This is a genomic window from Rhodoblastus sp., assembly GCF_019449565.1.
Lineage (GTDB): Bacteria > Pseudomonadota > Alphaproteobacteria > Rhizobiales > Beijerinckiaceae > Rhodoblastus.
Window position 1 is genome coordinate 102,736 of sequence record NZ_JAGRPM010000057.1, and the last position, 26,104, is coordinate 128,839.

A 26,104-nucleotide genomic window follows, 5' to 3' on the forward strand; every position below is an offset into this window, starting at 1 on the left:
TTGCAAAGAATCGCGGGATATGTTCTATTTTTGTTCATTGATTCCGGTTTTAGATGTCGCCATGACGGATCGCTTTCTGTTCGAGATTTTCTCTTTTCCGGTCACGGCCTATGAGCTTGCGGCGGCGGTCGCGTTCTTCGCGCTATTCGCCCTCGCCTTGGTCGCGCGCGGCGGCCGGCGCGCCCATACCGAAGCGCAAATGACCGAACTCGTCCGCGCCCATGCCGAAATGGCCGGACGGTTGCAAACCTTCGCCGAAATCCTCGGCGGACGGCAGGCGGACTTCGCGCGCGCCGTAGGAGAAAAGCTGGATTCCTCGGCCCATCGCGTCAATGAAAGGCTTGAGACCTCCGCCCGCGCCACATTCGTCAATTTGAGCGCGCTGAACGAGCGGCTGGCCTTGATCGATTCCGCGCAGGCGCGGCTTGCCGGCCTGACGCAGGAAGTCGTCGGCCTCAAGGACATTCTCGCCAACAAGCAGACGCGCGGCGCCTTCGGCCAGGGCCGAATGGAGGCGATCATCCGCGACGCCCTGCCCGCCAACGCCTTCGCCTTCCAGCACACGCTCTCGACCGGAGCGCGGCCCGATTGCGCGCTGAAACTGCCGGGCGACGATAAGATTCTCGCGCTCGACGCCAAATTCCCGCTCGAAGCCTTCACCGCCCTGAAGGACGCCGGAGATGAGGCCGCGCGAAAGGTTGCGCAAGCGCGCGTGCGCGCGGATCTCGGCAAGCATATCAAGGATATTTCCGAGCGTTACCTCCTTCCCGGCGAGACGCAGGACGTGGCGATCTTGTTCGTGCCGTCGGAATCGCTGTTCGCCGAACTGCACGAAGCTTTCGACGACGTGATCCAGAAGGCGCATCGCGCCCGGGTGCTGATCGTATCGCCCTCGCTGCTGCTGATGGCCATTCAGGTGTTGCAGGCGCTGGTCCGCGACGCGCTGGTGCGCGATCAGGCCCATGTGATTCAGGCCCAGACGCGCAAGCTGGTCGAAGACGTCTCGCGACTGCGCCAGCGCGTGCTGAAGCTCGACGGCCATTTCCGCCAGACGCAGGAAGACGTCGCCGCGATCCTGACCTCATCGGAAAAGATTGCCCGGACGGGCGAACGCATTGACCGGATCGATTTCGCCAGCGACAAGCCGGATATCCTGACCGCCGCGCAATGATGCGCCGGCTTAGCTCGCGTCGTCGTCGAGCAATCCCTGTCGCAACGCCAGGCGCACCAGTTCGATATCCGAATGAACGCCAAGCTTGTCCCTGATCTGATAACGCGTATTGGCCACGGTCTTGGGGCTGACATGGAGCGTTTCGGCGACCTGTTCGGTCGATTTGCCTATCAGGAGCAGGCGCAGGATTTCGAACTCCCGCGACGTCAGGCGATCGAAGGGGCTGGCGCCTTCATGGGCCCATTCCTGCGCCCAGTCCTGCGCAAGCTCATGGTCGATGTCCGGGCTGAAAGCGATGCGGCCTCGCAGAATGTCGAACACAGCGGCGAGAAGAACCTCAGGCGCGCTGCTCTTGGTGACATAGCCTCGCGCCCCGGCCCGGACCGCCTGCCGCGCACGGATGGCGCTGAGATGCATGGTGAAGACGAGAATGCGGGCGTCCGGGTCCCATTGCCGGATGCGTTTGATCGCCTCGATCCCGCCGATGCCGGACATGGAAAGATCCATGATCACGAGATCGGGACGCGCGCTCTTGTAAAGGCGATAAGCCTCGGCGCCGTCCGCGGCTTCGGCCACGACGGTCAGGCCGCGCTGCTTTTGCAGCAAGGCGCGATAACCCTCGCGGACGACCGCGTGATCGTCCACCAGCATGATTTTGACGCCTTCCCCGCTCATGAGACGCTCCCGACGCGCGAGGCCGTTGGATCCCGCGCCGGCGCAGGAATCGAAACGCGGAGAATCAGCCCGGTCGGAGCGCCCGGCTCGAATGTCAGCCGTCCATCCAGCGCAGCGACCCGCTCCCTGATGCCGACAAGGCCCAGCCCTGGACCGGCTGAAAGACTATCCAGATCGGCCCCGCCGTCATCCGTCACGCTCATTTCCAGCGCGGTCGCGCCGCCCTCCGTTTGCCGCCAGGCGAGGCGCAACTCCACATTCCGGGCGCCGGCATGTTTGGCCGCGTTGGTCATCGCTTCTTGCGCGACGCGATAGAGATTGGCGCACAGGAAGGGCGGCAGCTCGTCCAGACTCTCCGTCGCCACGAAGGCGAATCGCGTGGCCCCGCCACGTCGATTCCAGCCCGCGACGAGGCGGTCGAGACTCGCCGTGAGGCCGATTTCATCCAGCTCGGGCGGCCGCAGCCGCGTCAGCGCGCTGCGGAGCGATTCCATCATATGCGCAGTCGTTCTGGCGATGCTGTCGGATTCGGGGACAAGCGCCGGACATTCGGCGCGCGCCGTCTGCCCGATCGAGGCGGCCACTGCGCCGATCGCGGCGAGACATTGGCCGAATTCGTCATGCAGGTCGCGCGCAAGCCGGCGGCGCTCCTCATCCTGCACGACGATAAGCCTTCGGGTCAGTTCGCGCCGCTCCGCCAGCGTTGTCTCCAGCTTTTCCGCCAGCCCGTTGAACACCGCCCGGATTGCCGACAGTTCCGCGAGATCGAAGGCAGGAAGCCGGGCCGCGAGGTCGCCGGCCGCGAGTCGCTCAAGCCCGGTCTGAATCATGCGCGTCGGACGCAACGCGCGCGCAAGGGCGGCGTAAACCAGAAGACAGAGCACTGACATGGTCGCTGCCATCAAGGCCAGAAACCGGGTTGTCTCGCGCCACATCGCGGCGATCTGGCTTGAAGGCTCAAAAGCCGCGCCAGCCGCGCCCATCGGACGGCCCTCAAAGGAGATCGGCTGCGAGATCTCGGCGCCGGGATCGAACAGCCGGCGGCAAAGCCAGTCGAAGGGCGCGGGCGCCTTCTGTGACGCCGACCCGCCGCAAAAGCTTTGCCGAACTTCGCCCGCTTCGTCGCGATAGGAGATGCATAGCCCGGGCGACATCACCGAAGCGGCGATTCGCTGGAGATCGGGAAAGGCGTCTCGCGCCGGCCTGACCCAGTGCGCTTGCCCAAGCTGCAAGGTCAAATCCTTGGCCACGACTTCCGCGACCGCCCTTAGCTGCGCGCGCGCAGTCCTGTCGCCGTCGAAAAGCAGAAAAGCAAAGGCCGCGACGAGGCAGAACGCCGACAGCGCCGCCACGCGCAAGGCCAGCCGCAGCTTGAGGTCGATTTTCGTCAGCAAGGGCATCGACAGCGCGCCAGGGAAGCGGCGCTTCGCGCCGGGATGAGCGGCATTAAGCGGCAGAAGCGACGCCTTGGGAAGCGATGGAGAAAAGATCGGGAAATTTGCCCGGCGCCGGTCGGGCGATTCGCCGTTTCACGCGCCGGACGGGCGTGAAACCATGGCTGGACTTTCGCAATCGCCGCCGCAAAGGAAACGCCAGATGCGCTCCACTCCGTTTTTTTTCGCCGCGCTCTCGCTCTGCGCCTCGGCCGCTGCGCTCCACTCGGCGCCGCGCGAGCCCATAGCGACAGCGGTTCTCGATCTTGATTACGTCGACACTTCTGGCGAGAGCAAGGACCAGACGACGGAGCACGCCAGACGCCTGCGCGAATTCACCGAAGCTCTGGGCCGCGACCTCGCGGCGAGCGGCAAATATCGCATCGTCCCGATGGCCTGCGGCGCGCGGCCCTGTTCCTCGCGCGACGCCATGGACGAACTGCAAAGCGCGGCCCGCGCGGCGGGCGCCCGGCTCGTGGTTTTGGGCGGCGTGCACAAGATGAGCACTCTGGTGCAATGGGCCAAGATCAAGATCGCCGACATGGAGGCCGACCGCATCATCCTCGACCGCCTGCTCAGCTTTCGCGGCGACAATGACGACTCCTGGCGCAGGGCGGAAAGTTTTGTCGCCGCCGACATCGCCGCCCTTTCGCCCGACGCGAAAGGCGCCGAAGCGCAGCCCAAAAAACTCGCCGTTTTCGATTTCGAACTACAGGATTTCAGCGGCGGGGCCGGGATCATCGCCGAAAGCGCCGACGATTCCCAGCAATTGAGGCGCGCGACACAGGCCGCGCGAAAACTGATCGCCGGATCGGAACGCTATGCGCTGGTGGACGTCGCCAGCGCGGAGGACCAGCCGGTGAAAGCGCATGAATTGCGCCAGTGCGACGGCTGCGACGCTCCCATCGCATTGAAGCTCGGGGCGGACCAATCCCTCGTCGGGATCGTGACGCGCATCACCCGGACCGATTATGCGGTGACCTTTCGCCTGCGCGACGCGCGGACCGGCGAACTGATCTCGGTCGGGCAGACCGACCTGCGCATTGGCGCGAATTATTCCTGGGATCGCGGCGCGTCCTGGCTGATCGAAAAGCGGCTGCTGGCGAAGCAAGGCCCATGAGCGCGCGCGGGTCGCGACGTCAGAGGTCCGTACGGCTCCTCAGCGCCGCCGCGAGCGTGCCTTCGTCAAGATAATCCAGTTCGCCGCCGACCGGCACGCCATGGGCGAGGCGGGTGCATTTGACGTGGAAGGGGCTGAGCAATTCGGTGATGTAATGGGCCGTGGTCTGGCCGTCGACCGTGGCGTTGACGGCGAGAATGACCTCCCTGACGCCGCCTTCGGCGACGCGGCCGACCAGCTTGCCGATGTTCAGATCGTCCGGCCCGATCCCGTCGAGCGGCGAGAGCGCGCCGCCGAGGACATGATATTGCGCGCTGAGAACCCCAGCACGCTCCAGCGCCCAGAGGTCGCCCACCGTCTCGACCACCACGATCACGCCCCCGTCGCGGCGCGTGTCGGCGCAGATGCAGCAGGGGTCGGTGGTGTCGACATTGCCGCAGACCGAACAGGTGACGATTTTTTCCTTGGCCACGCGCATGGCTTCCGCCAGCGGGCCAAGCAGTTCCTCGCGCTTGCGGATCAGATGCAGCGCGGCGCGCCGCGCCGAACGCGGCCCCAGCCCCGGCAGCCGGGCGAGCAATTGAATCAGCCGCTCGATTTCCGGCCCGGCGATACGTTCAGCCATGAAATAATTCCGAGACGCCCGAGCCGCAAAGCCCCCCGCGCCCGAAGGGCGCTAGGAGCGACCGCGACGCCGAGCCAGTGCGAGGGGCGCCTTCCGCGCAAAAGCGCGGAAGGCAACAATTAGAAAGGCAGCTTCATGCCCGGCGGCAGGCCGAGACCGGCGGTCATGCCCTTCATTTTTTCTTCGAGCAGACCTTCCGCCTTGCGGCGGGCGTCGGCATGGGCCGCGACGATCAGGTCTTCGAGAATTTCCTTCTCGTCTTCCTTCAGCAGCGACGGATCGATGGCGAGGGCCTGCAAGGCGCCCTTGGCCGTCAGCGTGACCTTCACCAGACCGCCGCCCGCCAGACCCTCGACGGTAATATTGTCGAGTTCGGCCTGCATCTCGGCCATTTTAGCCTGCATGGCGCCGGCCTTTTTCATCAAGCCCATGATGTCCATTCAGAAATCCTCTTCTTCGGATTCGTCGTTATAGGCCAAGTCTTCATGCGCCAAGTCTTCGACCGACGCCGGCGCAACCGCGAAAGGCTCTGGCTCAGCCTCGCTGCCGCGCACCGCGACGACCACGGCGCCAGGAAAAAGATCGAGCGCCGCGCGCACCAACGGATGCGCCTGCACGCCGATTCGCTTCTCATCTTCCCTGGCGGCGGCCTGTTCGAGCAGGCTCGGCGCGCCGGGCGCGGAGGACAAAGCCACCATCCAGCGCTGCCCGGTCCAGTCCTGCAATTTGCGGGTCAGATTGGCCGCAAGGCCGGGCGAACCGCCGGGCGCGAGCGAAAACTCCAGCACGCCGGGTTCGAACCGCACCAGACGCACGTCGCGCTCCAGCGCGGCCTTGATCTGAATGTCGCGTTTCTCGGCGGCCAAAGCCAGAAGCTCGGCGAAGGATTTGATCGCCAGCACGGGCGCGCCCGTCGCGGGAGCCGGGGCGGAAGCCTGGGACGGCGATGGCGCCGCCTGCGCGGCGGCCAAACGCGGCGCGGCGCGCAAAGCGGCGCCCGGACCCGGCCCGGACGGCGACGGCGCGCCCCGCGAGGGCCCAGACGAAGACCCGCCCGACGGCGCCGCGTTAAAATTTTTCAGCGCCTCTTCGGGCGTCGGCAGATCGGCGGCATAGGCGAGACGCACCAGAACCATATCGGCGGCGGGCAGCGGACGCGGAGAGTCCTTCACCTCCTCGACGCCCTTGAGCAGGATCTGCCATGCGCGGGATAGCACGGCCATCGAGAGGTTCTGCGCGAAAAAGCCGCCGCGCTCGCGCTCGACCTGGGTCGCGGACGGGTCCATCACCCCCGGCGCGACCTTGGTCTTGGTCACGAAATGGACGAAGGCGGCGAGATCAATCAGGACCTGTCCCGGATCGGCGCCGGCGTCATACTGGTCCTTGAGATTGGCCAGCGCGGCGGCGACATCGCCCCGCATCAACGCCTCGAACAGGTCGATGACGCGGGCGCGATCGGCGAGGCCCAGCATGAGACGCAGATTTTCCACTCCGATCGGCGCGCCCGCCCCGTGGGCGATGGCCTGATCGAGCAGCGACAGCGAATCGCGCACCGAGCCCTCGGAGGCGCGGGCGATCAGCGCGAGGGAATCATGGTCGATCTCGACCTTTTCCTTGTCGCAGATATTGGCGAGATGGCGGACCAAAGCCTCGGACTCGACCCGGCGCAGGTCAAAGCGCAGGCAGCGCGAGCGCACCGTGACTGGGACTTTCTCGATTTCCGTGGTCGCGAACAGGAATTTGACGTGCTCGGGCGGCTCTTCCAGCGTCTTCAACAGACCGTTGAAGGCGGACTTGGACAGCATGTGCACTTCGTCGATGATATAGACCTTGGTCCGCGCCATCACCGGCTTGTAGCGCGCGCTTTCGACGATCTCGCGCACGTCGTCAATGCTGGTGTGGGAGGCGGCGTCCATTTCGATCACGTCGATATGGCGCGATTCCATGATCGCCTGGCAATGCACGCCCAGCTCGTCCATGTGGATGGTGGGCCGGTCGATGGCGGGCCGTCCATCGCGCGCCGGCAATTGGTAATTGAAGGCGCGGGCGAGAATGCGCGCGGTGGTCGTCTTGCCGACGCCGCGCACGCCGGTGAGCATATAGGCCTGATGAATGCGGCCGAGATCGAAGGCGTTGGAAAGGGTGCGGACCATCGGCTCCTGGCCGATCAGATCCTCGAACCGCGAGGGGCGATATTTGCGCGCCAGCACGCGATAGACGTTTTGCGCGCCTGATTGCGGCTGCAGCGCGTCGGGAAACAGGCCCTCGGCCGCGCTTTCGCTTTGATTTGGCGCGGAATCGTCGATCATCGAACCGCCGAATGCAGGCGCCAGCGGTCGTCGGGCGCGCAAATCTGATAAGTGGGAGGCTGGACGAAGACCCGCCCGTTCTCGTTAGGGCTGCTTCCTTCCGGACCTGACCCGGTTGGCGAGTGGAACGTCCACCGCCAACCTCCCGGCGCTTATTTGGACCATGACGGGCGTTTGCGCAAGAGGGGGCGGCGCCTTGTCTCGATGCGGCGAAGGCGCTACCCACGATCGGGAAAGGGAGGCCGGATGAATTTTGCCCTTGATCCTCGCCTCGCCGCCGATAGTTTTTCTGTTGGCGAGCTTGAGCTGTGCCGTGTCTTGCTCATGAACGACAGCCGTTATCCCTGGCTGATCCTCGTTCCACGCCGCGACGGCCTGTCCGAAATCCACGATCTTTCGCCACGTGAGCGCGCGCTTCTGATCGAGGAGGCGTCTTTCGCGGGCGCGCGCCTCAAGGCGCTGAGCGGGGCGAAAAAGATCAACACTGGCGCTCTCGGCAATATGGTCGCGCAATTGCACGTCCATGTCGTGGCGCGTTTCGAGGGCGATTTCGCCTGGCCCGGACCGGTCTGGGGCGCCGGCAAGCCCGAAGCCTATACGCCCGCAGCGGCGGAAGAACGCCTCGCCGCCTTGCGCGCCGCCCTTGGCTTGGACCGCCCGGCATGAGCGCCTATGACATCGTGGTCGGCTTCGCCGGAAATCCGCTCAATCGGCTGTCGCTGGGACGCGAGGACCGACAGCTGTTCGCCGAACTGACCGCTGCGCCTAGCGCCCGCGCCGTGGTCTTCGTGCAAGCCATGCCCGTCTTGCGCCTGGAGGGCGAAACGCTCTCAGCGCTGCATAGGCTGGACGAGGCGCGGGCTTTCGGCCCGGCGCAGGAGGAGGTTCTGCTCGGGCGCGACGAATCGGGGCCGGTCTTCGCCCTGCTGCTGCCCGACGACGCCGCCCGCGCCGAAGCGCCCTATGACGAAGCCTCCTTCACCGACCAGCGCCGCCTGATCCTGCCCGCCCGGCCCGACCTGCAAATTCGCGACCTGCGCCCGCTCGCCAATAAACAAAGCCTTTCACGCGGCGAAATCGCCATTCTGGCCCAAGCCAAGGCGATTTTGCATTATCACGCAGCGCATCGCTTCTGCGCGCGTTGCGGCGCGCCGACCCAAGCGGCGCAGGGCGGTTGGCGGCGCGATTGCGAGGCCTGCGCGGCCCAGCATTTTCCCCGCACCGATCCCGTGGCGATCATGATGGTCGAGCATGGCGATTCCTGTCTGCTCGGCCGCCAGACGCGCTTTCCCGAAGGCATGTATTCCTGCCTCGCGGGCTTTGTCGAAGCCGGCGAGACGCTGGAGGAAGCCGTGCGCCGCGAGGTGATGGAAGAGGCCGGAATAGCTGTCGGCGCGGTGCGCTATGTCGCGTCGCAGCCTTGGCCCTTCCCGGCGTCGCTGATGATCGGCTGCCGGGCGCAGGCTCTTTCGCGCGAGATTGTCATCGATCGGGACGAGCTGGAGGATTGCCGCTGGTTCAGCCGCGCCGAAGCCCGCGCCATGATCGAACAGCGCCATGAGCAGGGTTTTTTCGCACCCAATTCGATCGCCATCGCGCGGACCTTGCTCGAGCATTGGCTTTCTACGGGCGAGGCGAGCGGCAAGGCCGCGCGCCCGTGATCTTCGCGCGTCAGCGGTAGAATCGGCGCGGCGCGTCATGGATGCCGCCGACGACCCGCTGCAACTTCTGCTTGCAGGGACGACCGAAAACGGGAAACGATTGGCTCCAGAATCGCCCCCCAGACCTTGATTTCGGGATGGTCTCGACATGATTGACCGTTTTTATGTGCACTGGGTGGTTGCGACCGCCGTATTGCTGGTCGATTTGCTGCTTTACACTCCCTTTGCGCTTGCAGGACGCGGCGAGGCCCTGGCGCTGATTTACAGCTTCGGCCCCGCCTACATGCTCCACCAGCTTGAAGAGCACTCCGGCGACCGCTTTCGCGCCTATGCCAACAGCCGCGTTTTTGGCGGACGCGAGGCCCTGACAAAACTGACCGTGCTGTGGGTGAATCTGCCCGGCGTCTGGGGCCTCAACCTGATCGCGCTCTATGCGGCGCTGGAATTTGGACCAGGCTGGGGCCTCGCCGCGCCTTATCTCGCGGCGGTCAACGCTGTCGCCCATTGCGTCGTCGCGCTGCGGTTTCGCGAATATAATCCAGGGTTGGTGACGGCGCTGGCAGTCTTCATTCCGTTAGGCGGTTACGCGCTCTATGCCGTGCCCGCGACCGTCGCCCAACATCTGATCGGCCTTGGCGTCGCCATCGCGATCCATGCCGCCATCATCATTCCGGTCTCGCGCCGGATGCGGGCCCCAGCGCCGAGCCCGCTCGCGACCTGATCAACATCGACCTCCGCCACGCACGTCCTGAATTCGTCGCGCCCTCAGCAGGCCGCGCAGGGAATTGCCCACGAAAAAGTTTTCGCGAAGATCGCCGAGGCCCAGAACTGCCTCCCGCGCGCGGCCTTCCGCCAGAAGGGTCTCGCGGAAAACGCCGGGCAACAGGCCGCTGGCGAGGGGCGGCGTCAACAACAGGCCATCGCGCGCCAGGAACAGATTCGTGCGCGCGCCTTCGCAAATCTCGTCGCGCTCGTTGAGAAAAATCACTTCATCGGCGCCCGAGGCGGCGAGCGCATCCTCGTAAAGCGCGCGGCGCGTGGTCTTGTGCCGCAGCAGACTATCGCGCGAATCGAAGCGCGTCGGCGCCACAGCGACGCGCCAGATTTTTTCGGGCGGATCAGGCTGAAAAGGCGCCGCGGCAGCCTCGATGGAGCCATCGCGGCTCAGGACCAGCCGCACCCGCAGGGCTTCGGCCTCTGCTCCCGCGCGGGCCCGCTCCAGCGCCGCCTCAAAAACCTCCGGCGCGAAGACAAAGCCTAAAGCCGCCGCCGACGCGGCCATGCGCGCGCGATGGCGCTCGACGAGCCAATAGCCGCCGTCGCGGGTCCAGAGCAGCGTCTCGATCAGCCCGAAATCGTCTCGCCCGTCAGGAAGCGCGCCTTGAGCAGACATTCGTCATATTCCTCCCGCGCCCGCGAATCCGCCACCACCGCCGAGCCGACCGGGCAGGTCAGGCGCCCGTCCGGCGCCAGCGTCAGCGTGCGGATGGCGACATTGAAACGCATGTCGCCGCCCGGCGCGATATAGCCGATCGCCCCGCAATAATTTTCGCGCGGCGCCGTCTCCAGCTCCGCGATGATTTCCATGGCGCGAATTTTTGGCGCGCCGGTGACCGAGCCGCAGGGAAACAGCCCCGCGAAGATTTCCTCAAAGGACAGCCGCGGCCGCAGCCGCGCCTCCACGCCGGAGGTCATCTGATGCAGGGTCGGGAAGGTCGCGACCGAGAAAAGATCCGTCACATGAACGGAGCCGATCTCTGACAGACGACTGATATCATTGCGCAGCAGATCGACGATCATCAGGTTTTCCGCGCGGTTCTTGTCGTCGCGCGCCAAGGCCTCGGCCAAGGCGCGGTCAGCCTCGGGCGTCGCTCCGCGCCGCGCGGTGCCTTTCATGGGCCGCGCGGAAATCCTGTCGCCTTGCGTCGAAAAGAAAATCTCCGGCGAAACCGACAGGATCGTCTCAGGCCCCAGCGCAATGATTCCGCCAAGTTCGACCGGCTGGCGCGCCCGCAGCAGGCGGTACAGATCGAGCGCCGTGCCGCGCCATTGGCCCGTGATCGGGAAGGTCAGGTTGATCTGATAGACGTCGCCCGCAACGATATAATCTCGGCAGGCCGCGAAGCGTTTTTCATATTCGGCGAAACTCCAGCCCGGAGCCAGCGCCTTGATCGCCGCGGTGCCCGCAGGCGCGAGCGACGGAGCCGGGCGTGGGGCGTCGAATACGCCGAACAGCAGCAGCGGCTTTTTTGCGCGGGGGCTCAGCAGCGGCGCGAGACGCGGCTCCAGAGCGTAGCCGCATTCATAGGCGACGGAGCCGGCGACGAAATACCCTTCGCCCACCGCCTTCTGCAAGGCCGAGAAGGCGCCCGCGACCTCCTCGGCTCGATGCGCCGTTAAGATCGCGCGCGGTTCGGCGAATAGCAGGGTTTCGCCGGCTTCGCGGTCTTCGATCAGGCAGTAGGGCGGCTCAGGAACCAAGGCTCAATCCCGGTGGCGCGCCAGCTTTTTCGGCGCGCACGCCCCGCGAGATAATGCAGATGGCGGCGCTTGGCAAAGGCGGGCGCGAAAAAGCTCGCCTGCGCAAGCGGTTGGCGCGCGTCAAAATGGACGCGGGCGCCGCTCCGGTGTAGGCAGACTTTTTCAGGAGGGCGACGCATGGCCTTGGTTCTGTTTTCCGGCGGGCAGGATTCCACCACCTGCCTCGCCTGGGCGCTGGAGCGCTACGAGCGCGTCGAGACGCTCGGCTTCGATTATGGCCAGCTCCACCGCATCGAATTGGACCAGCGCGGTTTTTTGCGCGACTCGCTGGCTCGGCTCAAGCCTGAATGGGGCAAGAGGCTCGGCCCGGACCATTTGCTGGACCTTGCGGCGCTCGGCGCCGTCTCGGACACTGCCTTGACCCGCGCTAAGTCCATCGAAATGGGCGCGAAAAACCTGCCCAACACTTTTGTGCCCGGCCGCAACCTGATCTTTCTGACCTTCGCCGCCGCGCTGGCCTATCGGCGAGGGCTGACACGCATCGTCGGCGGCATGTGCGAGACCGATTTTTCCGGCTATCCCGATTGCCGCGACGACACCATCAAGGCCATGCAGGTCGCGCTGAATATCGGCATGGAGAGCCGATTCGTGCTGGAAACGCCGCTGATGTGGCTCGACAAGGCGCAAAGCTGGGCGTTGGCCCAAAACCTCGGTGGCTCGGCGCTGGTCGAGACCATCGTCGAACACAGCCACACCTGCTATCTCGGCGAACGCGGCCAACGCCACGACTGGGGTTTTGGGTGCGGCGAATGCCCGGCCTGCCGCCTGCGCGCGGATGGTTTTGCGAAATGGCGGGCAGGGCGATGAGCCGGCGCTCGTGATCCATCCAAGGCGGCGCCGGATCGTCGTCATAGGTAAATTCCGACGCTACGGCGCCAGAACGCCGCATGTTAGATCTATTCGGAATTTTTTGATTTTTTCGGAGCGATTTCCCGAGCGTTGAAAAAACATTGCTCTGGACACGCTCGAGGGCGCCCCAATAGTCCCAATTTGTCGATTGGGCCGCAATTGGGCGCGTTTCTGATGATAGTCTTGTAGGCGGCAGAGTTCGGCGGCCGTCTCGGCTTGGTCCTGGCGGCGCGCGAATTAGGGAAATTCGATGACCAAAGATGATGCCGACGGGATTGAAGCTCTGCTCGATACAGCTGATCTGTCCGAGGCGCTGGACAATAACCGGTTCAAGCAGTTCCTTGATCATGCGCCGGTGGCTGTCGCCGTCTCGGAACTCCACCCTTCCGAGATCGTCACATACGCCAATCTCGAATTCGAGCGGCTGACGGGTCGATCGGCTGCAGAAATCGAGGGCCGGAGTTGGAGAGCGCTGCCTGGGATCTCCGCCTCGGCCGACGACGACCGCCTGCTGGGCGACGCGGTCCGAGACGATGCGGAATATATCGGCGAATTCACGATCGAGCGAGAAACGGGGTCGGTGAATGTGACTGCCTGGTCCAACATGATCGAGGACGCGGCTGGAAAACCGAAATTCCGTCTTGTCGCTCTGGTGGGAGTGGCGGGGCAAGAGACTTGCGGCGGCGGTCGGGCGAAAGCATTGCAAGACAACGACATTCTTCTCCGGGAGCTCCAGCACCGCGTCAAAAACAATCTGCAGATGATTACGGCCCTGATCCGATCGGAAGCGCGCAATGTGCCGGATAACGCAACTGGCGAGCGCTTCGATCGGCTTGCCGGCAGGATCAACGCTCTGGCTGTCCTTTATGATGCGCTCACGCGAGAAAATTCCAACGACAACGTCGATCTTGGCGCCTATCTCGGACAGATCGCGACGGCGGTCATGCAGGCGCACGCTGCGGAAGGCGTCCGTCTCGACATGAAACTCGATACCTGGCCCGTATCGGTGGACGTGGCCATGCCTGCGGGACTTGTCGTGAACGAGCTGCTGACCAACTCGCTCAAACACGCCTTCGCGGGTGGCGAAGGCGGCGCCATCAAACTTCACAGCCTGATCGACGATTACGGCTGCCACATTGTGGTCGCCGACGATGGCGTTGGTTTGCCCGTTGGCGCGATCTGGCCGAAGCCCGGAAAGCTCGGCGCGATCATTGTCCAATCGCTGAGGGAAAATGCGTGCGCAAGGGTCGCTGTGACCTCGTCGCCAGGCAAAGGCGTGAGCGTCATCATTTCCTTTGCGAAAGCTGCGCTTTCCCAATCATCTTAAAAGACTAAGCGGATGCCCGGCTGTTTGCTGGCGCGGACCAAATGTTGGCTTTCAACCCCTAGCTCCCGCCGCCAAACTCCTGCCGGAACGGATGCGCCGGATAGGCGCCCAGAATCCGGACTTCCTCGCTGAAGAACTGCAATTCCTCCAGCGCGCGCGCGAGATTGGGGTCTTCCGGGCAGCCCTCGACATCCACCAGAAATTGCGTCGCCGCGAATTCGCCATTGACCATATAGCTTTCGAGCTTGGTCATGTTGACGCCATTGGTGGCGAAGCCGCCGAGCGCCTTGTAGAGCGCGGAGGGCACGTTGCGCACGCGGAAGATGAAGGTCGTCAGCATCGGCCCCTCGGGGCGCGGGCCGGAGCGCGGCTCGCGCGACAGGATGACGAAGCGCGTGGTGTTGTGGTCCTCGTCCTCGACAAAACGGGCGAGCACGTCGAGGCCGTAGATTTCGGCGGCGAGCAGCGGCGCGAGCGAGGCGCGGCTCTTGTCGCCCCATTCCGCCACTTCGCGCGCCGAACCTGCGGTATCGCCGGTCGTCACGGCCTTCAGATTATATTTCTTGATGATCTTGCGGCATTGGCCGAGCGCATGGACATGGCTGTAGACGCTGCGCAGATCCTCGATTTTCGCGCCCTTGACGCCGAGCAGATGGAAATGGATCGGCAGGAAATATTCGCCGACGATATAGAGGCCGGAGCCGGGCAGGAAATGATGGATATCGGCGACGCGGCCCGCGAGCGAATTCTCGATCGGGATCATGCCGAGATCGGCGCGACCCTCGCCGATGGCTGAAAGCGCCTCCTCGAAACTGGCGCAGGGCAAGGTGTCCCAGCCGGGATAGACGTCGGAACAGGCGATATGGGAATTCGCGCCCGGTTCGCCCTGATAGGCAATGATCTTGTTCATTTCTGGCTGCTTCCGTCGAGGATTTTGCGCGCACGCTCCAGATCGGCCGGGGTGTCGACGCCGAGCGGCACGGTGTCGACGATTTCCACGTCGATGCGCATGCCCGCCTCCAGCGCCCGCAATTGCTCCAGCTTCTCGCGCCTTTCCAGCGCGGAGGGCGGCAGGGCCACGAAACGCTCCAGCGCGGCGCGGCGATAGGCGTAAAGGCCGATGTGGTGAAACAGGTCGCCCTCGCCCCAGGGCGCGGTGGCGCGGGTGAAATAGAGCGCGCGCAGGCGGGACGGTCCGATGGGCGAGCCCACCGCCTTGACCACATTAGGGTCCATGCGCTCCTCGTCGCGGGCGATTCGCGCGGCGAGCGTGGCGATATCGACCGCCGGGTTGGCGAGCGGCGCGAGCGAGGCGCGCACGCTGGCCGGGTCGATGGTCGGCAGGTCGCCTTGCAGATTGACGATCACATCATAGCGCCGTCCGGGATCATAGCTTTGCAGGGCGGCGAAGATGCGGTCCGAGCCCGAGGGCAGGTCGGGATCCGTCACGACGGCCTCGCCGCCGGCCTGTCTGATCGCCGCCGCGATCTCCGGCCCGTCGGCCGCGACCAGCACCGGCCCGATCCCCGCCTCCACCGCGCGGCGAAAAACCTGGACGATCATCGGCGCGCCGCAAAGCTCGGCCAGCGGCTTGTCGGGCAGCCGGGTCGAGGCGAGGCGGGCGGGAATGACGATGAGGACGTTTTCGGTCATGGCTGAGCTGGGCGACTAGGCTTAATTTATGAGGATTTTCGCCGCTTATACGTGTTGCCAAGCATGAGGCAAAGCGTTTATCAGAGGCCGTCCCAGCGGAGATTGCGGCATGTTCCTTCTCGACTACCGTGTTTACGGGGCGCTTTTCGGCGCCATCCTGTTCGCCCTTTTCCTTGGCCTTTTCAGCAATGCGCTCGTCGTGGCCCAGCCCGCGAACCCGCCGGGCTTCGATCTTCCCAGCGGCGCCGAGCCCGCGAAGAAGGCCGCTCCGGTCGCCGCCGTCCCGCTGCCCAACCTGCTGGCCAAGGCCGACGCCGACAAGGGCAAGGCCCTCACCAAGGTCTGCGCCACCTGCCACAGCTTCGACAAGGGCGCCCCCGCCAAGGTCGGCCCGAACCTTTATGGCGTGGTGGATCGCGCCAAGGCCAGCGAAGCCGGCTTCGGCTATTCCGACGCGCTGAAGGCCAAGGGCGGCAAATGGACCTTTGAAGATCTCGACGCCTTCATCACCAGCCCCAAGACCTTTGTCGCCGGCACCAAGATGGGCTTCGGCGGCGAGCCGGACGCCGGCAAGCGCGCCGACATCATCGTCTACCTGCGTTCGCTCTCCGACGCCCCGGTTCCGCTGCCGGCCGCGAAGTAAGTCGAACGTTTAAGCGCATGTTGAAGCCGGGGCCAGTCCCCGGCTTTTTCGTTGCGGATGAAAATGCACGGAAGGCGTCCTATCTGAACCCGACGCGCCAAATGCCGAGGTACAGATGAAAGCCATGTCCAAAATTTTCGCCGTTGCCGCGCTGTTCCTTTCCGGCGCTGCGTTGGCCGCCGCGCCAGCCGTCGCCGAGACTCCGGCCTATGGCCCGCAGCTCGAAGGCTTCGCCTATCCTTACGCCGTGCAGCGTTTCGATTTCGAGTCGCAGGGCGAAAAATTGTCCATGGCCTATATGGATGTTGCGCCAGCGGGGCCGGGCAATGGACGCACGGCCGTGGTGCTGCATGGCAAGAATTTCTGCGCCGCGAGCTGGGAGCAGACCATCGCGGCGCTCTCGCAGGCCGGCTACCGGGTCATCGCGCCGGACCAGATCGGCTTTTGCGCCTCCACCAAGCCCGCGCATTACCAATATTCGTTCCAGCAGCTGGCGACCAATACCCATGCCCTGCTCGCGCAACTCGGCGTCCAGAAGCCCGCCCTGATCGCCCATTCGACCGGCGGCATGCTGGCGACCCGCTATGCGCTGATGTATCCGGAAGAGGTTTCAGGGCTGGTTCTGGTCAATCCCATCGGCCTTGAGGACTGGAAGGCCAAGGGCGTTCCTTATCGCACCGTCGATCAATGGTTTCAGCGCGAGCTGAAGCTCTCGGCCGAAAACGTCCGCGCCTATGAACAGGCGACCTATTATGTCGGCCGCTGGAATCCGGCCTACGAGAAATGGGTCGACATGCTGGCTGGCCTCAACAAGGGTCCGGGCCATGAGATCGTCGCCTGGAATTCGGCGCTGATCTACGACATGATCTTCACCCAGCCGGTCTATTACGAATTCCGCGACCTCAAGGTCCCCACAACGCTGATGATCGGCACGGCCGACACCACCGCGATCGGCGGCGACATCGCCCCGCCCGACGTGAAAAAGCGCCTCGGCCATTATGACGTACTCGGCAAGGAAGCCGCCGCCATGATCCCCAACGGGCGGCTGATCGAATTTCCCGGCCTCGGCCACGCGCCGCAGATGGAGGAGCCCGACCGCTTCCACGCGGAATTGCTCAAGGCCTTGGCGCGATAAGATGCCCCTCCCTTAGCGGAGGAAATGCGCAAGGGCCGGGGCCGCCAGCACGTTAAGCAGGCCGACCAGCACCATGACGAGGCCGGAAACGGCGCCCTCGACCTGTCCGATTTGATGTGCCTTGGCCGTGCCTGCTCCATGCGCGCCGACGCCGAACAGGGCGCCCCGCGCCAGAGCCGAGCGCAAATTCATGCGCGCCAGCAGGAACTCGCCGATGACCGCGCCGAACACGCCTGTCATGACCACGAAAATCGCCGTCAGATCGGGAATGCCGCCGATTTCGCCGGACACCTGCATGGCGAAGGGCGTACTCATCGAGCGCGGTGTCAGGCTGAGCTGAAGGACGCCGCTCAACCCCAGCGCGGCGGCCAGCCCCCAGCTCGTCGCCATGGCGACGAGGCTGCCGACGACCATGCCCGCGAGCAGAACCGGCCAATGGCGGCGGATCAGAGCGCGCTGTTCATAGATCGGCACGGCGAAAGCGACCGTCGCCGGCCCGAGCAACGCCAGCAGCCAGCCGGCGCTATGGAAATAATCGCGATAATCTTCCTTGAGGACGAGCGCCGCCACGATCAGCGCCGCCGGCGCGGCGGCGAGCGGCGTGAGCCACCATTTCGGCCATTTGCGGTAGATGCGCTTGGACAGCAGATAGCAAGCCACCGTGGCGGCCGACCAGAACAGCATATGGAGGGCCGGGTCGAGCCGGCTAAGAGGCCAGTCGCTCATGTTTCTCGCTCCAACGGAAGATCAGATCGACGGTCAAGGCCGTCATGGCCATCACCGCGACGGTGCTCAGCAGGATGACCGCCAGGATCTTGAGGCCCAGCAGGCCAAGAAACTCGCGATGATCCAGCACGCCAAGCACCGCCGGGACGAAGAACAGCAGCATTTCGGCCAGGAACCAGTCCGCGCCGCGCTTCATGCTAAAGAGGCTGACGCCGCCGGTCATCAGCAGGACGAGCGCCAGGCTCATGCCGATGACGCCGCCCGGAATGGGAAGTTGAAGCGCCTTCCCGATTTGCCCGCCCACGAACCAAAGCGCGACGATCAGCCCAATTTGAACCAGTCGGCTGTGATGGATGAAATGGCGAAAGGTGATGCGAATGCGGCGTGCGGTCATGGTTTTGTCCTCGGCCCCGGCGCCTGCGAGAGGCCCCGACCTAGACATTAGTCTATACCGCATTGCAGCATTCTAAAAATGAATTGATTGAATGAATATCATTCCATATTGGAATGCAGATGGAATTCAAAAATCTGCGCATTTTCGTCGAGGTCGTCCGTCACAAAGGCTTTACCGCCGCCGCCAACGCCCTCGGCAGCACGCAATCGGCGGTCAGCAAATCCATCCGGCAACTGGAGGAGGAAGTCGGCTCGCCTCTGCTTGACCGCCTCGCCCAGGGCCCGACCGTGACCGCTGTGGGAGAAGTCGTCTATCGCCGCGCCCAAAGGCTGCTCGCCGAACGCGACGACCTCGGGGCGGAGCTGGACGCGCTGCAGGGCCTCAAGCGCGGCGTGCTTCGGCTCGGCCTGCCGCCATTGGGCAGCGGCGTCTTGTTCGCCCCGCTTTTTGCGAAATTCAGGCAGCTTTATCCAAGCGTGGAGATCAGGCTCGCAGAACAGGGCAGCGACCGGCTCGAAGAAATCCTGCGGCGCGGGGAGATTGATTTCGCCGCATCCCTGATGCCGATCGAGGAAGATCTCGAATGGCTCGAATTGCGGCGCGAGCCGCTGATGGCGCTGTTGCCGGCCAGCCATCCGCTCGCCGCGCGCGAGCGTCTGACCATCAAGGACCTTCACGACAGTCCGCTGCTGCTGTTCGAACGCGGCTTCGCGCTGAATCGCGTCATCGTCAACAGTTGCCGCAAGGCCGGCTTCGAACCCAGGATCGCCGCCCTTTCCAGCCAGACCGACTTCATCGTCGAACTCGCCGGCGCCGGTCTCGGCGTCGCCTTCCTGCCGCGCCTTCTCGACCAGCGCCGCCCGCCGGGCGGGCCGGTCAGCGTGCTTCTCGACGAACCCGAAATGGACTGGCGGCTGGCGCTGGTCTGGCGCGGCGGCGCCTATCTTTCGGACGCCGCACGGGCCTGGCTGGCGCTGACGAGAGAGGCCTTCCGCCCTGGCGACGATATCCCCTGACCCCTCGCGCCGCCAGCCCGCGCCTTCTAACCCCTTGCTGACCCCTTGCCGCTGGCGTCCCGGCGCAAAAACGACATAATGGCTGGCGAATCTCCGCCCTCTTGTCGAGGCTTCCTTGCATCCATTCGCCCAACTCACGCTCACGAGGCGCGCCGCGCTGCTATCAGCCGCCGCCCTGCCCCTGTTCGGTCTGCCCCTGCGCGCGGGCCAAGACCTCCCGTCGGCAGAAGAAAAGGGCTGGCGCAAGACCTATGGGCTTTCCTCGTTCGGCGAGCTGAACCTGCCGGAAAATTTCCCCAATTTTCCCTATGCGAAGCCGGGCGCCCCCCGGGGTGGGCAATTGATCATGGAGGCGGTGGCGACCTCCTATGACTCGCTCAATGGCCTGATCCTTCAGGGCAATCCGGCTACGGGCCTCTCACTGATCAACGACAGCCTGATGGCGGGCAGCCTCGACGAGGACAATGCGCTTTATGGCCTCGTCGCCCGCGCCGTCGAGATTTCGCCGGACAGGCGCCAATATCGTTTCCATCTGCGGCCCGAGGCGCGATTCCACGACGGGTCGCCGCTGACGGCGAAAGACGTGGCCTTTTCGCTGCTCATTTTGCGCGAAAAAGGCCATCCTCTGATCCGGCAATTGCTGCGCGATCTCGAAAATGCCGTCGCCGAGGCGGATGACGTCGTGCTGGTGAGCTTGCGCGAGGGCTTTGGGCGCGATTCCATCCTGAATATCGCCGGCCAGCCGATCCTGTCCGAGGCCTATTACAAGGCCCATAGCTTCGAGCGTTCCGGCATGGAGCCGCCGCTCGGCTCGGGCGCTTACAAGATCGGCGCGTTCGAACAGGGCCGCTATATCGCCTATGACCGCGTGCCGGATTATTGGGCCAAGGATCTGCCGGTCAATGTCGGCCAGAACAATTTCGACCGCATCCGCTATGATTATTTCGGCGAGCGCGCGGTCGGCTTCGAGGCCTTCAAATCCGGGACCGTGAACCTGCACGAGTCCGCGACCGCCTCGGAATGGGCGACGGGTTACGACTTCCCCGCCGTGCGCGACGGCCGCGTCGTCAAAATGGAGATCCCGGACCGGCGCAGCCCCGGCTTCCAGGGCTTTTTCTTCAATCTGCGGCGCCCGATTTTCAAGGATCCGCGCGTGCGCGAAGCGCTCGGCTGTTGCCTCGATTTCGAATGGGACAACCGCAACCTGTTCTATGGCGCCTATAAGCGCACGGTGAGCTATTTCGAAAACACCGACATGAAGGCGGAGGGCCTGCCTTCGCCGGAAGAACTCGCCATTCTGGAGCCTCTGCGCGCAAAAGTTCCGGCGGATGTATTCGGACCGCCCTTCATTCCGCCCGTCTCCGACGGTTCGGGTCAGGACCGCGCCCTGCTGCAACGCGCCAACACTCTGCTCAAGGAAGCCGGCTGCCGGCGCGAAGGTTCGCAATTGCTGCTGCCCGACGGGACGCCGCTCACCTTCGAAGTGCTGGAATTCTCCAATGCCTTCGACAAGGTCGTCCAGCCCATGTTCAAAAACATGAAGCTGCTCGGCATCGATCCGCGCCTGCGCGCCGTGGATTCCGCCCAATACAAGCAGCGTATCGACAATTTTGATTTCGACGTGGTCATCGACCGCAAGATGGTCGGCGGCGTGCCCGGCGACGAATTGCTCGCCTATTTCGGCTCGCAATCCGGCAAGACGCCCGGCGGCTTGAATTTGGCGGGCATTGATGATTCCGCCGTGGATATCCTGATCGACAAGGCGCTCAAGGCCCAGTCACGCGCCGAGCTGGTGGTTGTCTGCCGCGTGCTCGACCGCGTGCTGCGCTCCGGCCATTATTGGATTCCGAACTGGTTCTCGCCCAACCGGCGCATCGCCGCCTGGGACGTGTTCGGCCGCCCCGAGGCGGTTCCCAAGCTCGACCTCGGCATTTCGTCCCTGTGGTGGTGGGACGCCGAAAAAGCCGCAGCGGTGAAAGCCAAATCATGATGGCCAGATCCTGATGGCCTTTTACATCGCGCGCCGCATCCTGCTGATGATCCCGACCCTGTTCGGGATTCTGGCTCTATCCTTTCTCATCGTGCAATTCGCCCCCGGCGGGCCGGTGGAACGGGTGCTGGCGCAGATGCAGGGCCAGGATTCCGGGGCGACCTCGCGTTTTGGCGGCGGCAACAGCGGCATCGCCGTCGGACGCGGCGGGGCGGCGTCGGAATTTTCCGGCAAATATCGCGGCGCGCAGGGTCTCGACCCCAAATTCATCGCCGAACTGGAAAAGCAATTCGGCTTTGACAAGCCGCCGCTCGAACGCTTCTGGCTGATGATCCGCAATTATGCGGTGTTCGACTTCGGCCGCTCCTATTTCCGCGACGCGCCGGTGTTGCAGCTGATCAAGGAAAAACTGCCGGTCTCCATGTCGCTCGGCCTGTGGATGACCTTTCTGTCCTACATCATCTCGATTCCACTCGGCATCGCCAAGGCGCAGCGCGAGGGCGAGGCCTTCGACACCTGGACCTCCGCCGTCATCATCATCGGCTACGCCATCCCGAGCTTCCTGTTCGCCATCCTGCTGATCGTACTATTTGCGGGCGGCTCGTTCTGGCAATTCTTCCCGCTGCGCGGCCTGACTTCGGACGGCTTCGCCGATCTAACCCTGTTCGGGAAGATCAAGGACTATCTCTGGCACATCGTGCTGCCGGTCTCGGCCCTCACGCTCGGCGCCTTCGCCACCACCACCTTCCTGACCAAGAACGCCTTCATCGACGAAATCCGCAAGCAATATGTCGTCACGGCGCGGATGAAGGGTCTCACCGAGCGGCGCGTGCTTTATGGCCATGTCTTCCGCAACGCCATGCTGATCGTGATTTCCGGTTTTCCGGGCGCCTTCATCTCGGCCTTCTTCACCGGCTCGCTGCTGATCGAGACGATCTTCTCGCTCGACGGGCTGGGCCTGCTCTCGTTCGAATCGACCCTCAACCGCGATTACCCGGTGGTCTTCGCCAATCTCTATATTTTCGCTTTGCTCGGCCTCGCGATCAATCTGCTCTCCGACTTGACCTATGCGTGGATCGACCCGCGCATCGATTTCGAGACGCGGGAGACGTGATGTTTTCGCTCACGCCGATCAGCCGCCGCCGCCTCGAAGTCTTCAAGCGTAACCGGCGCGGCTTCTTCGCCTTCTGGATCTTCATCATCGCCTTCGTCGCCTCGCTCGGCGCCGAATTCATCGCCAATGACAAGCCGATCCTCGTCTCCTACAAGGGCGAGCTGTTGTTCCCGGCGCTGGTCGATTACCCGGAAGACAAATTCGGCGGCTTCCTCGCCGAGACCGACTACCGCGACCCGGTCATCTTCAAGGAAATCGAGGCAAACGGCTGGCTGTTGTGGCCGCCGATCCGCTATTCCTACAATACCCACAACCTCGCTTTGCCCACGCCCGCGCCGTCGCCCCCGACCTGGTCGCTGACCAATGAGCAATGCTCTCACGGCAAAACCTTCGCGGGGGAGCCGGCGCAGAATTGCAGCCAGATTGAATGGAACTGGCTCGGCACCGACGATCAGGGCCGCGACGTGGTGGCGCGGCTGATCTATGGCTTCCGGATTTCCGTGCTGTTCGGCCTGCTGCTCGCGGGCATTTCCTCTTTCGTCGGCGTCGCCGCAGGCGCGATCCAGGGCTATTTCGGCGGCTGGACCGACCTGATCTTCCAACGCTTCATAGAAATCTGGTCGTCGCTGCCAAGCCTCTACCTGCTGATCATTCTGTCGGCCATCGTGACGCCGAGCTTCTTCGTGCTGCTGTTCATTCTGCTCGCCTTTTCCTGGGTCAATCTGGTCCATGTCGTTCGCGCCGAATTTTTGCGCGCGCGCAATTTCGATTACGTCCGCGCAGCGCGGGCGCTCGGACTGTCCAATCGCAAGATCATGGTCAAGCATGTGCTGCCCAACGCCATGGTGGCGACGCTGACCTTCCTGCCCTTCATTCTCAATTCCTCGATCACCACCTTGACCTCGCTGGACTTTCTGGGCTTCGGCCTGCCGCCCGGCTCGCCTTCGCTCGGAGAACTGCTGTTGCAGGGCAAGAGCAATCTGCAAGCGCCCTGGCTTGGCCTCTCCGGCTTCGCGGTGATCGCCGTCACGCTGTCGCTGCTCGTCTTCACCGGCGAGGCCTTGCGCGACGCCTTCGATCCGAGAAAGGGCTTTTGATGGCCCTGAGCGTGAGCGACGCGCCGCTGCTCGAAATCGAGAACCTGAGCGTCGGCTTCGGGCCTACGGGACGGGAATCGCGCGCGGTCGAGAACGCCTCGCTGCGGCTCGAACGCGGAAAAACGCTCGGACTGGTCGGCGAATCCGGCTCGGGCAAATCAGTCACCGCGCTCGCCATCGTGCGCCTGCTGGCCCCGGGCGCGAAAATCCTTGGCGGCTCGATCCGCTTTCAGGGCCGCGAACTCATCGGCGCCGACGAAGCCGTGCTGCGGGAGATACGCGGCGCACGGATCGGCATGGTGTTCCAGGAGCCTATGACCTCGCTCAATCCGCTGCACCGGATCGAGAAGCAGATCGGGGAAATTCTCGAAATCCACGGCATGTTTTCGCGCGACAAACGCCGCGCGCGGACGTTGGAGCTGTTGCGCGAGGTCGGGTTGCAAAACGCCGAGCAGCGGCTCGACGCCTTTCCGCATGAATTGTCCGGGGGCCAGCGCCAGCGCGTGATGATCGCCATGGCGCTCGCCAACCGCCCCGACCTGCTGATCGCCGACGAGCCGACCACCGCGCTCGACGTGACGGTGCAGGCCCAGATCCTGATCCTGTTACGCGATCTTCAGGCGCGCTATGGCATGGCGATCCTGTTCATCACGCATGATCTCGGCATCGTCCGCCGCATGGCCGACGATGTCGCGGTGATGAAGCAGGGGGCCATTGTCGAAACCGGCGCGACGGCGGAGCTGTTCCGCGCGCCCCGGCACGAATATACGAAAATGCTGCTCGCCGCCGAACCCAAGGGGGCCGCGCCGCCCGCCGATCCGGAAGCCCCCGAAGTGCTGGCGACGCAGGGTCTGCGGGTCTGGTTTCCGATCAAGAAAGGTTTTTTCCGTCGCGCCAGCGCCTATGTGAAGGCCGTGGACGGCGTATCGCTCGCCCTGCGCAAGGGCCAAACGCTGGCTCTTGTCGGCGAATCCGGCTCCGGCAAGACCACGCTCGGGCTGGCGCTGCTGCGCCTGATCCGCTCTGAGGGGCCGATCGTTTATCTCGGCCAGAATATCGAAGGCTTTTCGGCGCGGCAGATGCGGCCCCTGCGCAAGGCTTTGCAGGTCGTGTTTCAGGACCCCTATGGCTCGCTGTCGCCGCGCATGTCGGTCGGCGAGATCGTCGAGGAAGGCCTTCTGATCCAGAACAAGGGGCTAACGCCCGCCGAACGCCGGACTGTCGTCGCCCGCGCCTTGACCGACACTGGCATCGATCCGTCCACCATGGACCGCTATCCGCATGAATTTTCCGGCGGCCAGCGCCAGCGCATCGCCATCGCCCGGGCCTTGGCGCTCGATCCCGAAATCATCGTGCTCGACGAGCCAACCTCCGCGCTCGACCGCTCCGTACAGGCGCAAATCGTCGATCTGCTGCGCGACCTGCAAGTGAGGCGCAACCTGTCTTACCTGTTCATCAGCCACGATCTGAAATTGGTAAAGGCGCTGGCCTCCCAAATCGCGGTGATGCGCGACGGGAAGATTGTCGAACAGGGTTCGGCCGCCGAGATTTTCGCCAATCCGCGAGAAAAATATACGCAGGAACTGTTCGCCGCGGCGTTCAACCTCGACGCGCTGCAGTAAGCCCGATCACGCCACGCCGGCGCGCAGAAGATCGTGGATGTGCAGGATGCCGGCCGGCTTGCCTTCATCGAGGATGAACAGCACCGTGATCTTCCTGCGGTTCATCACTTCCAGCGCCGAGGAGGCGAGCGACCCGAGCGGCGCTGTGAGCGGCGCGCGGGTCATGATCTTCGCCGGCGGCTGGTCCTGCATCCGGTCGGTCCAGTGACGGCGCAAGTCGCCATCAGTGATGATGCCCGCGAGGCGCCCCTCGCCATCCACCAGCCCGACGCAGCCGAATCTTTTGCCGGTCATGGTGAGGATGACGTCGCTCATGGAGGCCTGTTCCGGCAGCAGGGGCATGTCGAGGCCCTTGTGCATCAGCTCGTCCACCCTGTGCAGGCGCGAGCCGAGCTTGCCGCCCGGATGGAACTGGCGGAAATCCTGCGCCGAAAAGCCGCGATCCTCAATCAGCGCCACGGCGAGCGCGTCGCCGAGCACGAGCTGGATGGTGGTGGAGGTCGTCGGCGCGAGGCCGTTGGGGCAGGCCTCCTCGACCAGCGGCAGCTCCAGCAGAATATCGGCGGCGCGGCCGAGCGCGCTGTCGCGCCGCGAGGCGGCGGCGATCAGGGGAATGGCGAAACGCTTGGAATATTCGATCAGGTCGGCAAGCTCGGCCGTCTCGCCGGACCAGGAAAAGGCCAGCACAACGTCATCCGTCGTCACCATGCCGAGATCGCCATGACTCGCCTCGGCGGGATGCAGGAAGAAGGCGGGCGTGCCAGTGGAGGCCAGCGTCGCGGCGACCTTGCGTCCGATGTGGCCGCTCTTGCCCATGCCGCTGACGATGACTTTTCCGCGCGCCGCTTTGATCGTGGCGATGGCTTTTTCCAGGGCTTCGCCCAATTCGCCGTCGAGCGCCGCGCGCAGTTTGGCGACGCCGGCCTCTTCGATTTCGACGCTTCTCCGGGCGGCTTCAAGCGCGACGCGATTCATGGCATCCCCTATTGTGCGGGCGAAATCC

The 26,104-nt window shown here is 64.3% G+C and carries 26 protein-coding genes and 1 other RNA gene; 14 read left to right on the top strand and 13 right to left on the bottom strand.

Annotated features, from left to right (window positions below):
• Window positions 1–61 precede the first annotated feature (61 nt).
• Complete coding sequence (rmuC, locus tag QZ409_RS13190; RefSeq protein WP_296712003.1) at window positions 62–1,171, top strand: DNA recombination protein RmuC; 1,110 nt, start codon at window positions 62–64, stop codon at window positions 1,169–1,171.
• 9 nt (window positions 1,172–1,180) lie between these two features.
• On the opposite strand, the gene QZ409_RS13195 is transcribed toward rmuC, so the two are convergent.
• Entirely contained in the window at window positions 1,181–1,846 is a 666-nt protein-coding gene (locus QZ409_RS13195; protein WP_296712006.1) for a response regulator transcription factor, read from the bottom strand.
• A complete protein-coding gene (locus QZ409_RS13200; protein WP_296712009.1) occupies window positions 1,843–3,246 on the bottom strand; it encodes a histidine kinase in 1,404 nt (467 codons plus the stop codon). Before QZ409_RS13200 ends, QZ409_RS13195 begins: the two co-directional genes overlap by 4 nt.
• 196 nt (window positions 3,247–3,442) lie before the next feature.
• Here QZ409_RS13200 and QZ409_RS13205 point away from each other — a divergent pair, with 196 nt between their 5' ends.
• Window positions 3,443–4,399 carry a DUF3280 domain-containing protein gene (locus QZ409_RS13205; protein WP_296712011.1) on the top strand — a complete coding sequence of 319 codons (957 nt, stop codon included), beginning with the start codon at window positions 3,443–3,445 and terminating at the stop codon, window positions 4,397–4,399.
• A gap of 19 nt (window positions 4,400–4,418) precedes the next feature.
• Here QZ409_RS13205 and recR read toward each other — a convergent pair whose 3' ends face one another.
• From recR to ffs, 4 genes are all read right to left on the bottom strand, one after another.
• On the bottom strand, window positions 4,419–5,024 hold the full coding sequence (recR, locus tag QZ409_RS13210) for a recombination mediator RecR (RefSeq protein WP_296712014.1): 606 nt from the start codon (window positions 5,022–5,024) through the stop codon (window positions 4,419–4,421).
• 119 nt (window positions 5,025–5,143) lie between these two features.
• Window positions 5,144–5,464: a YbaB/EbfC family nucleoid-associated protein gene (locus tag QZ409_RS13215; RefSeq protein ID WP_296712017.1), complete on the bottom strand. Its 321-nt coding sequence runs from the start codon at window positions 5,462–5,464 to the stop codon at window positions 5,144–5,146.
• A complete protein-coding gene (locus QZ409_RS13220) occupies window positions 5,465–7,333 on the bottom strand; it encodes a DNA polymerase III subunit gamma/tau (RefSeq protein WP_296712020.1) in 1,869 nt (622 codons plus the stop codon).
• A 50-nt stretch (window positions 7,334–7,383) separates the two neighbouring features.
• Window positions 7,384–7,480: signal recognition particle sRNA small type (gene ffs / locus QZ409_RS13225), an RNA gene on the bottom strand.
• A gap of 99 nt (window positions 7,481–7,579) precedes the next feature.
• Here ffs and QZ409_RS13230 point away from each other — a divergent pair.
• The 3 genes from QZ409_RS13230 to QZ409_RS13240 all read left to right on the top strand — a co-directional run bounded on the left by QZ409_RS13230 (window position 7,580) and on the right by QZ409_RS13240 (window position 9,715).
• On the top strand, window positions 7,580–7,999 hold the full coding sequence (locus tag QZ409_RS13230) for an HIT domain-containing protein (RefSeq protein WP_296712023.1): 420 nt from the start codon (window positions 7,580–7,582) through the stop codon (window positions 7,997–7,999).
• Window positions 7,996–8,994: an NAD(+) diphosphatase gene (nudC, locus tag QZ409_RS13235; RefSeq protein ID WP_296712026.1), complete on the top strand. Its 999-nt coding sequence runs from the start codon at window positions 7,996–7,998 to the stop codon at window positions 8,992–8,994. The genes QZ409_RS13230 and nudC overlap by 4 nt, the downstream gene beginning before the upstream one ends.
• A 148-nt stretch (window positions 8,995–9,142) precedes the next feature.
• Window positions 9,143–9,715 carry an HXXEE domain-containing protein gene (locus tag QZ409_RS13240; protein WP_296712030.1) on the top strand — a complete coding sequence of 191 codons (573 nt, stop codon included), beginning with the start codon at window positions 9,143–9,145 and terminating at the stop codon, window positions 9,713–9,715.
• Here QZ409_RS13240 and QZ409_RS13245 read toward each other — a convergent pair whose 3' ends face one another.
• Together QZ409_RS13245 and QZ409_RS13250 are read right to left on the bottom strand one after the other, a co-directional pair.
• The gene (locus QZ409_RS13245) at window positions 9,716–10,387 is read right to left on the bottom strand and encodes an aminotransferase class IV (RefSeq protein ID WP_296712034.1); all 672 of its coding nucleotides are present in this window, start codon (window positions 10,385–10,387) and stop codon (window positions 9,716–9,718) included.
• Window positions 10,339–11,475 carry an aminodeoxychorismate synthase component I gene (locus tag QZ409_RS13250; protein ID WP_296712035.1) on the bottom strand — a complete coding sequence of 379 codons (1,137 nt, stop codon included), beginning with the start codon at window positions 11,473–11,475 and terminating at the stop codon, window positions 10,339–10,341. Before QZ409_RS13250 ends, QZ409_RS13245 begins: the two co-directional genes overlap by 49 nt.
• Before the next feature lie 177 nt (window positions 11,476–11,652).
• Here QZ409_RS13250 and queC point away from each other — a divergent pair, with 177 nt between their 5' ends.
• Together queC and QZ409_RS13260 are read left to right on the top strand one after the other, a co-directional pair.
• Complete coding sequence (gene queC / locus QZ409_RS13255) at window positions 11,653–12,342, top strand: 7-cyano-7-deazaguanine synthase QueC (protein WP_296712038.1); 690 nt, start codon at window positions 11,653–11,655, stop codon at window positions 12,340–12,342.
• Between the two features lie 292 nt (window positions 12,343–12,634).
• A complete protein-coding gene (locus tag QZ409_RS13260; RefSeq protein ID WP_296712040.1) occupies window positions 12,635–13,711 on the top strand; it encodes a histidine kinase dimerization/phosphoacceptor domain -containing protein in 1,077 nt (358 codons plus the stop codon).
• 58 nt (window positions 13,712–13,769) lie between these two features.
• Here the strand turns inward: QZ409_RS13260 and QZ409_RS13265 are convergent, their stop codons facing one another.
• Together QZ409_RS13265 and QZ409_RS13270 are read right to left on the bottom strand one after the other, a co-directional pair.
• Window positions 13,770–14,621: a prephenate dehydratase gene (locus QZ409_RS13265; RefSeq protein ID WP_296712042.1), complete on the bottom strand. Its 852-nt coding sequence runs from the start codon at window positions 14,619–14,621 to the stop codon at window positions 13,770–13,772.
• On the bottom strand, window positions 14,618–15,364 hold the full coding sequence (locus tag QZ409_RS13270) for a 3-deoxy-manno-octulosonate cytidylyltransferase (RefSeq protein ID WP_296712045.1): 747 nt from the start codon (window positions 15,362–15,364) through the stop codon (window positions 14,618–14,620). Before QZ409_RS13270 ends, QZ409_RS13265 begins: the two co-directional genes overlap by 4 nt.
• Window positions 15,365–15,473: 109 nt before the next feature.
• On the opposite strand from QZ409_RS13270, the gene QZ409_RS13275 reads away from it, so the two are divergent.
• Together QZ409_RS13275 and QZ409_RS13280 are read left to right on the top strand one after the other, a co-directional pair.
• Window positions 15,474–16,007 carry a cytochrome c family protein gene (locus tag QZ409_RS13275; protein WP_296712049.1) on the top strand — a complete coding sequence of 178 codons (534 nt, stop codon included), beginning with the start codon at window positions 15,474–15,476 and terminating at the stop codon, window positions 16,005–16,007.
• A gap of 124 nt (window positions 16,008–16,131) precedes the next feature.
• The gene (locus QZ409_RS13280; protein WP_296712052.1) at window positions 16,132–17,142 is read left to right on the top strand and encodes an alpha/beta hydrolase; all 1,011 of its coding nucleotides are present in this window, start codon (window positions 16,132–16,134) and stop codon (window positions 17,140–17,142) included.
• A 12-nt stretch (window positions 17,143–17,154) separates the two neighbouring features.
• Here the strand turns inward: QZ409_RS13280 and QZ409_RS13285 are convergent, their stop codons facing one another.
• Both QZ409_RS13285 and QZ409_RS13290 read right to left on the bottom strand, forming a co-directional pair.
• Complete coding sequence (locus QZ409_RS13285; protein ID WP_296712055.1) at window positions 17,155–17,868, bottom strand: LrgB family protein; 714 nt, start codon at window positions 17,866–17,868, stop codon at window positions 17,155–17,157.
• Complete coding sequence (locus QZ409_RS13290) at window positions 17,849–18,262, bottom strand: CidA/LrgA family protein (protein ID WP_296712058.1); 414 nt, start codon at window positions 18,260–18,262, stop codon at window positions 17,849–17,851. The genes QZ409_RS13285 and QZ409_RS13290 overlap by 20 nt, the downstream gene beginning before the upstream one ends.
• A 119-nt stretch (window positions 18,263–18,381) precedes the next feature.
• Here QZ409_RS13290 and QZ409_RS13295 point away from each other — a divergent pair, with 119 nt between their 5' ends.
• The 5 genes from QZ409_RS13295 (at window position 18,382) to QZ409_RS13315 (ending at window position 25,101) form a co-directional block, all read left to right on the top strand.
• Window positions 18,382–19,278, top strand: a complete 897-nt coding sequence (locus QZ409_RS13295; RefSeq protein WP_296712063.1) for a LysR substrate-binding domain-containing protein — start codon at window positions 18,382–18,384, stop codon at window positions 19,276–19,278.
• A 115-nt stretch (window positions 19,279–19,393) separates the two neighbouring features.
• The gene (locus QZ409_RS13300) at window positions 19,394–21,268 is read left to right on the top strand and encodes an extracellular solute-binding protein (protein WP_296712067.1); all 1,875 of its coding nucleotides are present in this window, start codon (window positions 19,394–19,396) and stop codon (window positions 21,266–21,268) included.
• A gap of 13 nt (window positions 21,269–21,281) precedes the next feature.
• On the top strand, window positions 21,282–22,382 hold the full coding sequence (locus QZ409_RS13305; protein WP_296712072.1) for a microcin C ABC transporter permease YejB: 1,101 nt from the start codon (window positions 21,282–21,284) through the stop codon (window positions 22,380–22,382).
• A complete protein-coding gene (locus QZ409_RS13310; protein ID WP_296712076.1) occupies window positions 22,382–23,479 on the top strand; it encodes an ABC transporter permease in 1,098 nt (365 codons plus the stop codon). The genes QZ409_RS13305 and QZ409_RS13310 overlap by 1 nt, the downstream gene beginning before the upstream one ends.
• Window positions 23,479–25,101 (top strand): ABC transporter ATP-binding protein, encoded by a 1,623-nt coding sequence (locus QZ409_RS13315; protein ID WP_296712079.1) that lies wholly within the window; start codon window positions 23,479–23,481, stop codon window positions 25,099–25,101. The genes QZ409_RS13310 and QZ409_RS13315 overlap by 1 nt, the downstream gene beginning before the upstream one ends.
• Window positions 25,102–25,107: 6 nt before the next feature.
• Here the strand turns inward: QZ409_RS13315 and QZ409_RS13320 are convergent, their stop codons facing one another.
• Window positions 25,108–26,076: a KpsF/GutQ family sugar-phosphate isomerase gene (locus QZ409_RS13320; RefSeq protein ID WP_296712082.1), complete on the bottom strand. Its 969-nt coding sequence runs from the start codon at window positions 26,074–26,076 to the stop codon at window positions 25,108–25,110.
• Between the last annotated feature and the right edge of the window lie 28 nt (window positions 26,077–26,104).

Excerpts from the sequence above, each read along its gene's own strand:
- QZ409_RS13205 (WP_296712011.1), top strand. The coding sequence starts at position 3,443 with ATGCGCTCCACTCCGTTTTTTTTCGCCGCGCTCTCGCTCTGCGCCTCG.
- QZ409_RS13295 (WP_296712063.1), top strand. The coding sequence starts at position 18,382 with ATGGAATTCAAAAATCTGCGCATTTTCGTCGAGGTCGTCCGTCACAAA.
- recR (WP_296712014.1), bottom strand. The coding sequence starts at position 5,024 with ATGGCTGAACGTATCGCCGGGCCGGAAATCGAGCGGCTGATTCAATTG.
- QZ409_RS13285 (WP_296712055.1), bottom strand. The coding sequence starts at position 17,868 with ATGAGCGACTGGCCTCTTAGCCGGCTCGACCCGGCCCTCCATATGCTG.
- QZ409_RS13230 (WP_296712023.1), top strand. The coding sequence starts at position 7,580 with ATGAATTTTGCCCTTGATCCTCGCCTCGCCGCCGATAGTTTTTCTGTT.
- QZ409_RS13245 (WP_296712034.1), bottom strand. The coding sequence starts at position 10,387 with ATGTCTGCTCAAGGCGCGCTTCCTGACGGGCGAGACGATTTCGGGCTG.
- QZ409_RS13315 (WP_296712079.1), top strand. The coding sequence starts at position 23,479 with ATGGCCCTGAGCGTGAGCGACGCGCCGCTGCTCGAAATCGAGAACCTG.
- rmuC (WP_296712003.1), top strand. The coding sequence starts at position 62 with ATGACGGATCGCTTTCTGTTCGAGATTTTCTCTTTTCCGGTCACGGCC.
- QZ409_RS13320 (WP_296712082.1), bottom strand. The coding sequence starts at position 26,076 with ATGAATCGCGTCGCGCTTGAAGCCGCCCGGAGAAGCGTCGAAATCGAA.
- QZ409_RS13305 (WP_296712072.1), top strand. The coding sequence starts at position 21,282 with ATGGCCTTTTACATCGCGCGCCGCATCCTGCTGATGATCCCGACCCTG.
- QZ409_RS13200 (WP_296712009.1), bottom strand. The coding sequence starts at position 3,246 with ATGCCCTTGCTGACGAAAATCGACCTCAAGCTGCGGCTGGCCTTGCGC.
- QZ409_RS13215 (WP_296712017.1), bottom strand. The coding sequence starts at position 5,464 with ATGGACATCATGGGCTTGATGAAAAAGGCCGGCGCCATGCAGGCTAAA.
- QZ409_RS13265 (WP_296712042.1), bottom strand. The coding sequence starts at position 14,621 with ATGAACAAGATCATTGCCTATCAGGGCGAACCGGGCGCGAATTCCCAT.
- QZ409_RS13280 (WP_296712052.1), top strand. The coding sequence starts at position 16,132 with ATGTCCAAAATTTTCGCCGTTGCCGCGCTGTTCCTTTCCGGCGCTGCG.
- queC (WP_296712038.1), top strand. The coding sequence starts at position 11,653 with ATGGCCTTGGTTCTGTTTTCCGGCGGGCAGGATTCCACCACCTGCCTC.
- QZ409_RS13195 (WP_296712006.1), bottom strand. The coding sequence starts at position 1,846 with ATGAGCGGGGAAGGCGTCAAAATCATGCTGGTGGACGATCACGCGGTC.
- QZ409_RS13240 (WP_296712030.1), top strand. The coding sequence starts at position 9,143 with ATGATTGACCGTTTTTATGTGCACTGGGTGGTTGCGACCGCCGTATTG.
- QZ409_RS13270 (WP_296712045.1), bottom strand. The coding sequence starts at position 15,364 with ATGACCGAAAACGTCCTCATCGTCATTCCCGCCCGCCTCGCCTCGACC.
- QZ409_RS13310 (WP_296712076.1), top strand. The coding sequence starts at position 22,382 with ATGTTTTCGCTCACGCCGATCAGCCGCCGCCGCCTCGAAGTCTTCAAG.
- QZ409_RS13275 (WP_296712049.1), top strand. The coding sequence starts at position 15,474 with ATGTTCCTTCTCGACTACCGTGTTTACGGGGCGCTTTTCGGCGCCATC.
- QZ409_RS13220 (WP_296712020.1), bottom strand. The coding sequence starts at position 7,333 with ATGATCGACGATTCCGCGCCAAATCAAAGCGAAAGCGCGGCCGAGGGC.
- QZ409_RS13290 (WP_296712058.1), bottom strand. The coding sequence starts at position 18,262 with ATGACCGCACGCCGCATTCGCATCACCTTTCGCCATTTCATCCATCAC.
- QZ409_RS13260 (WP_296712040.1), top strand. The coding sequence starts at position 12,635 with ATGACCAAAGATGATGCCGACGGGATTGAAGCTCTGCTCGATACAGCT.
- nudC (WP_296712026.1), top strand. The coding sequence starts at position 7,996 with ATGAGCGCCTATGACATCGTGGTCGGCTTCGCCGGAAATCCGCTCAAT.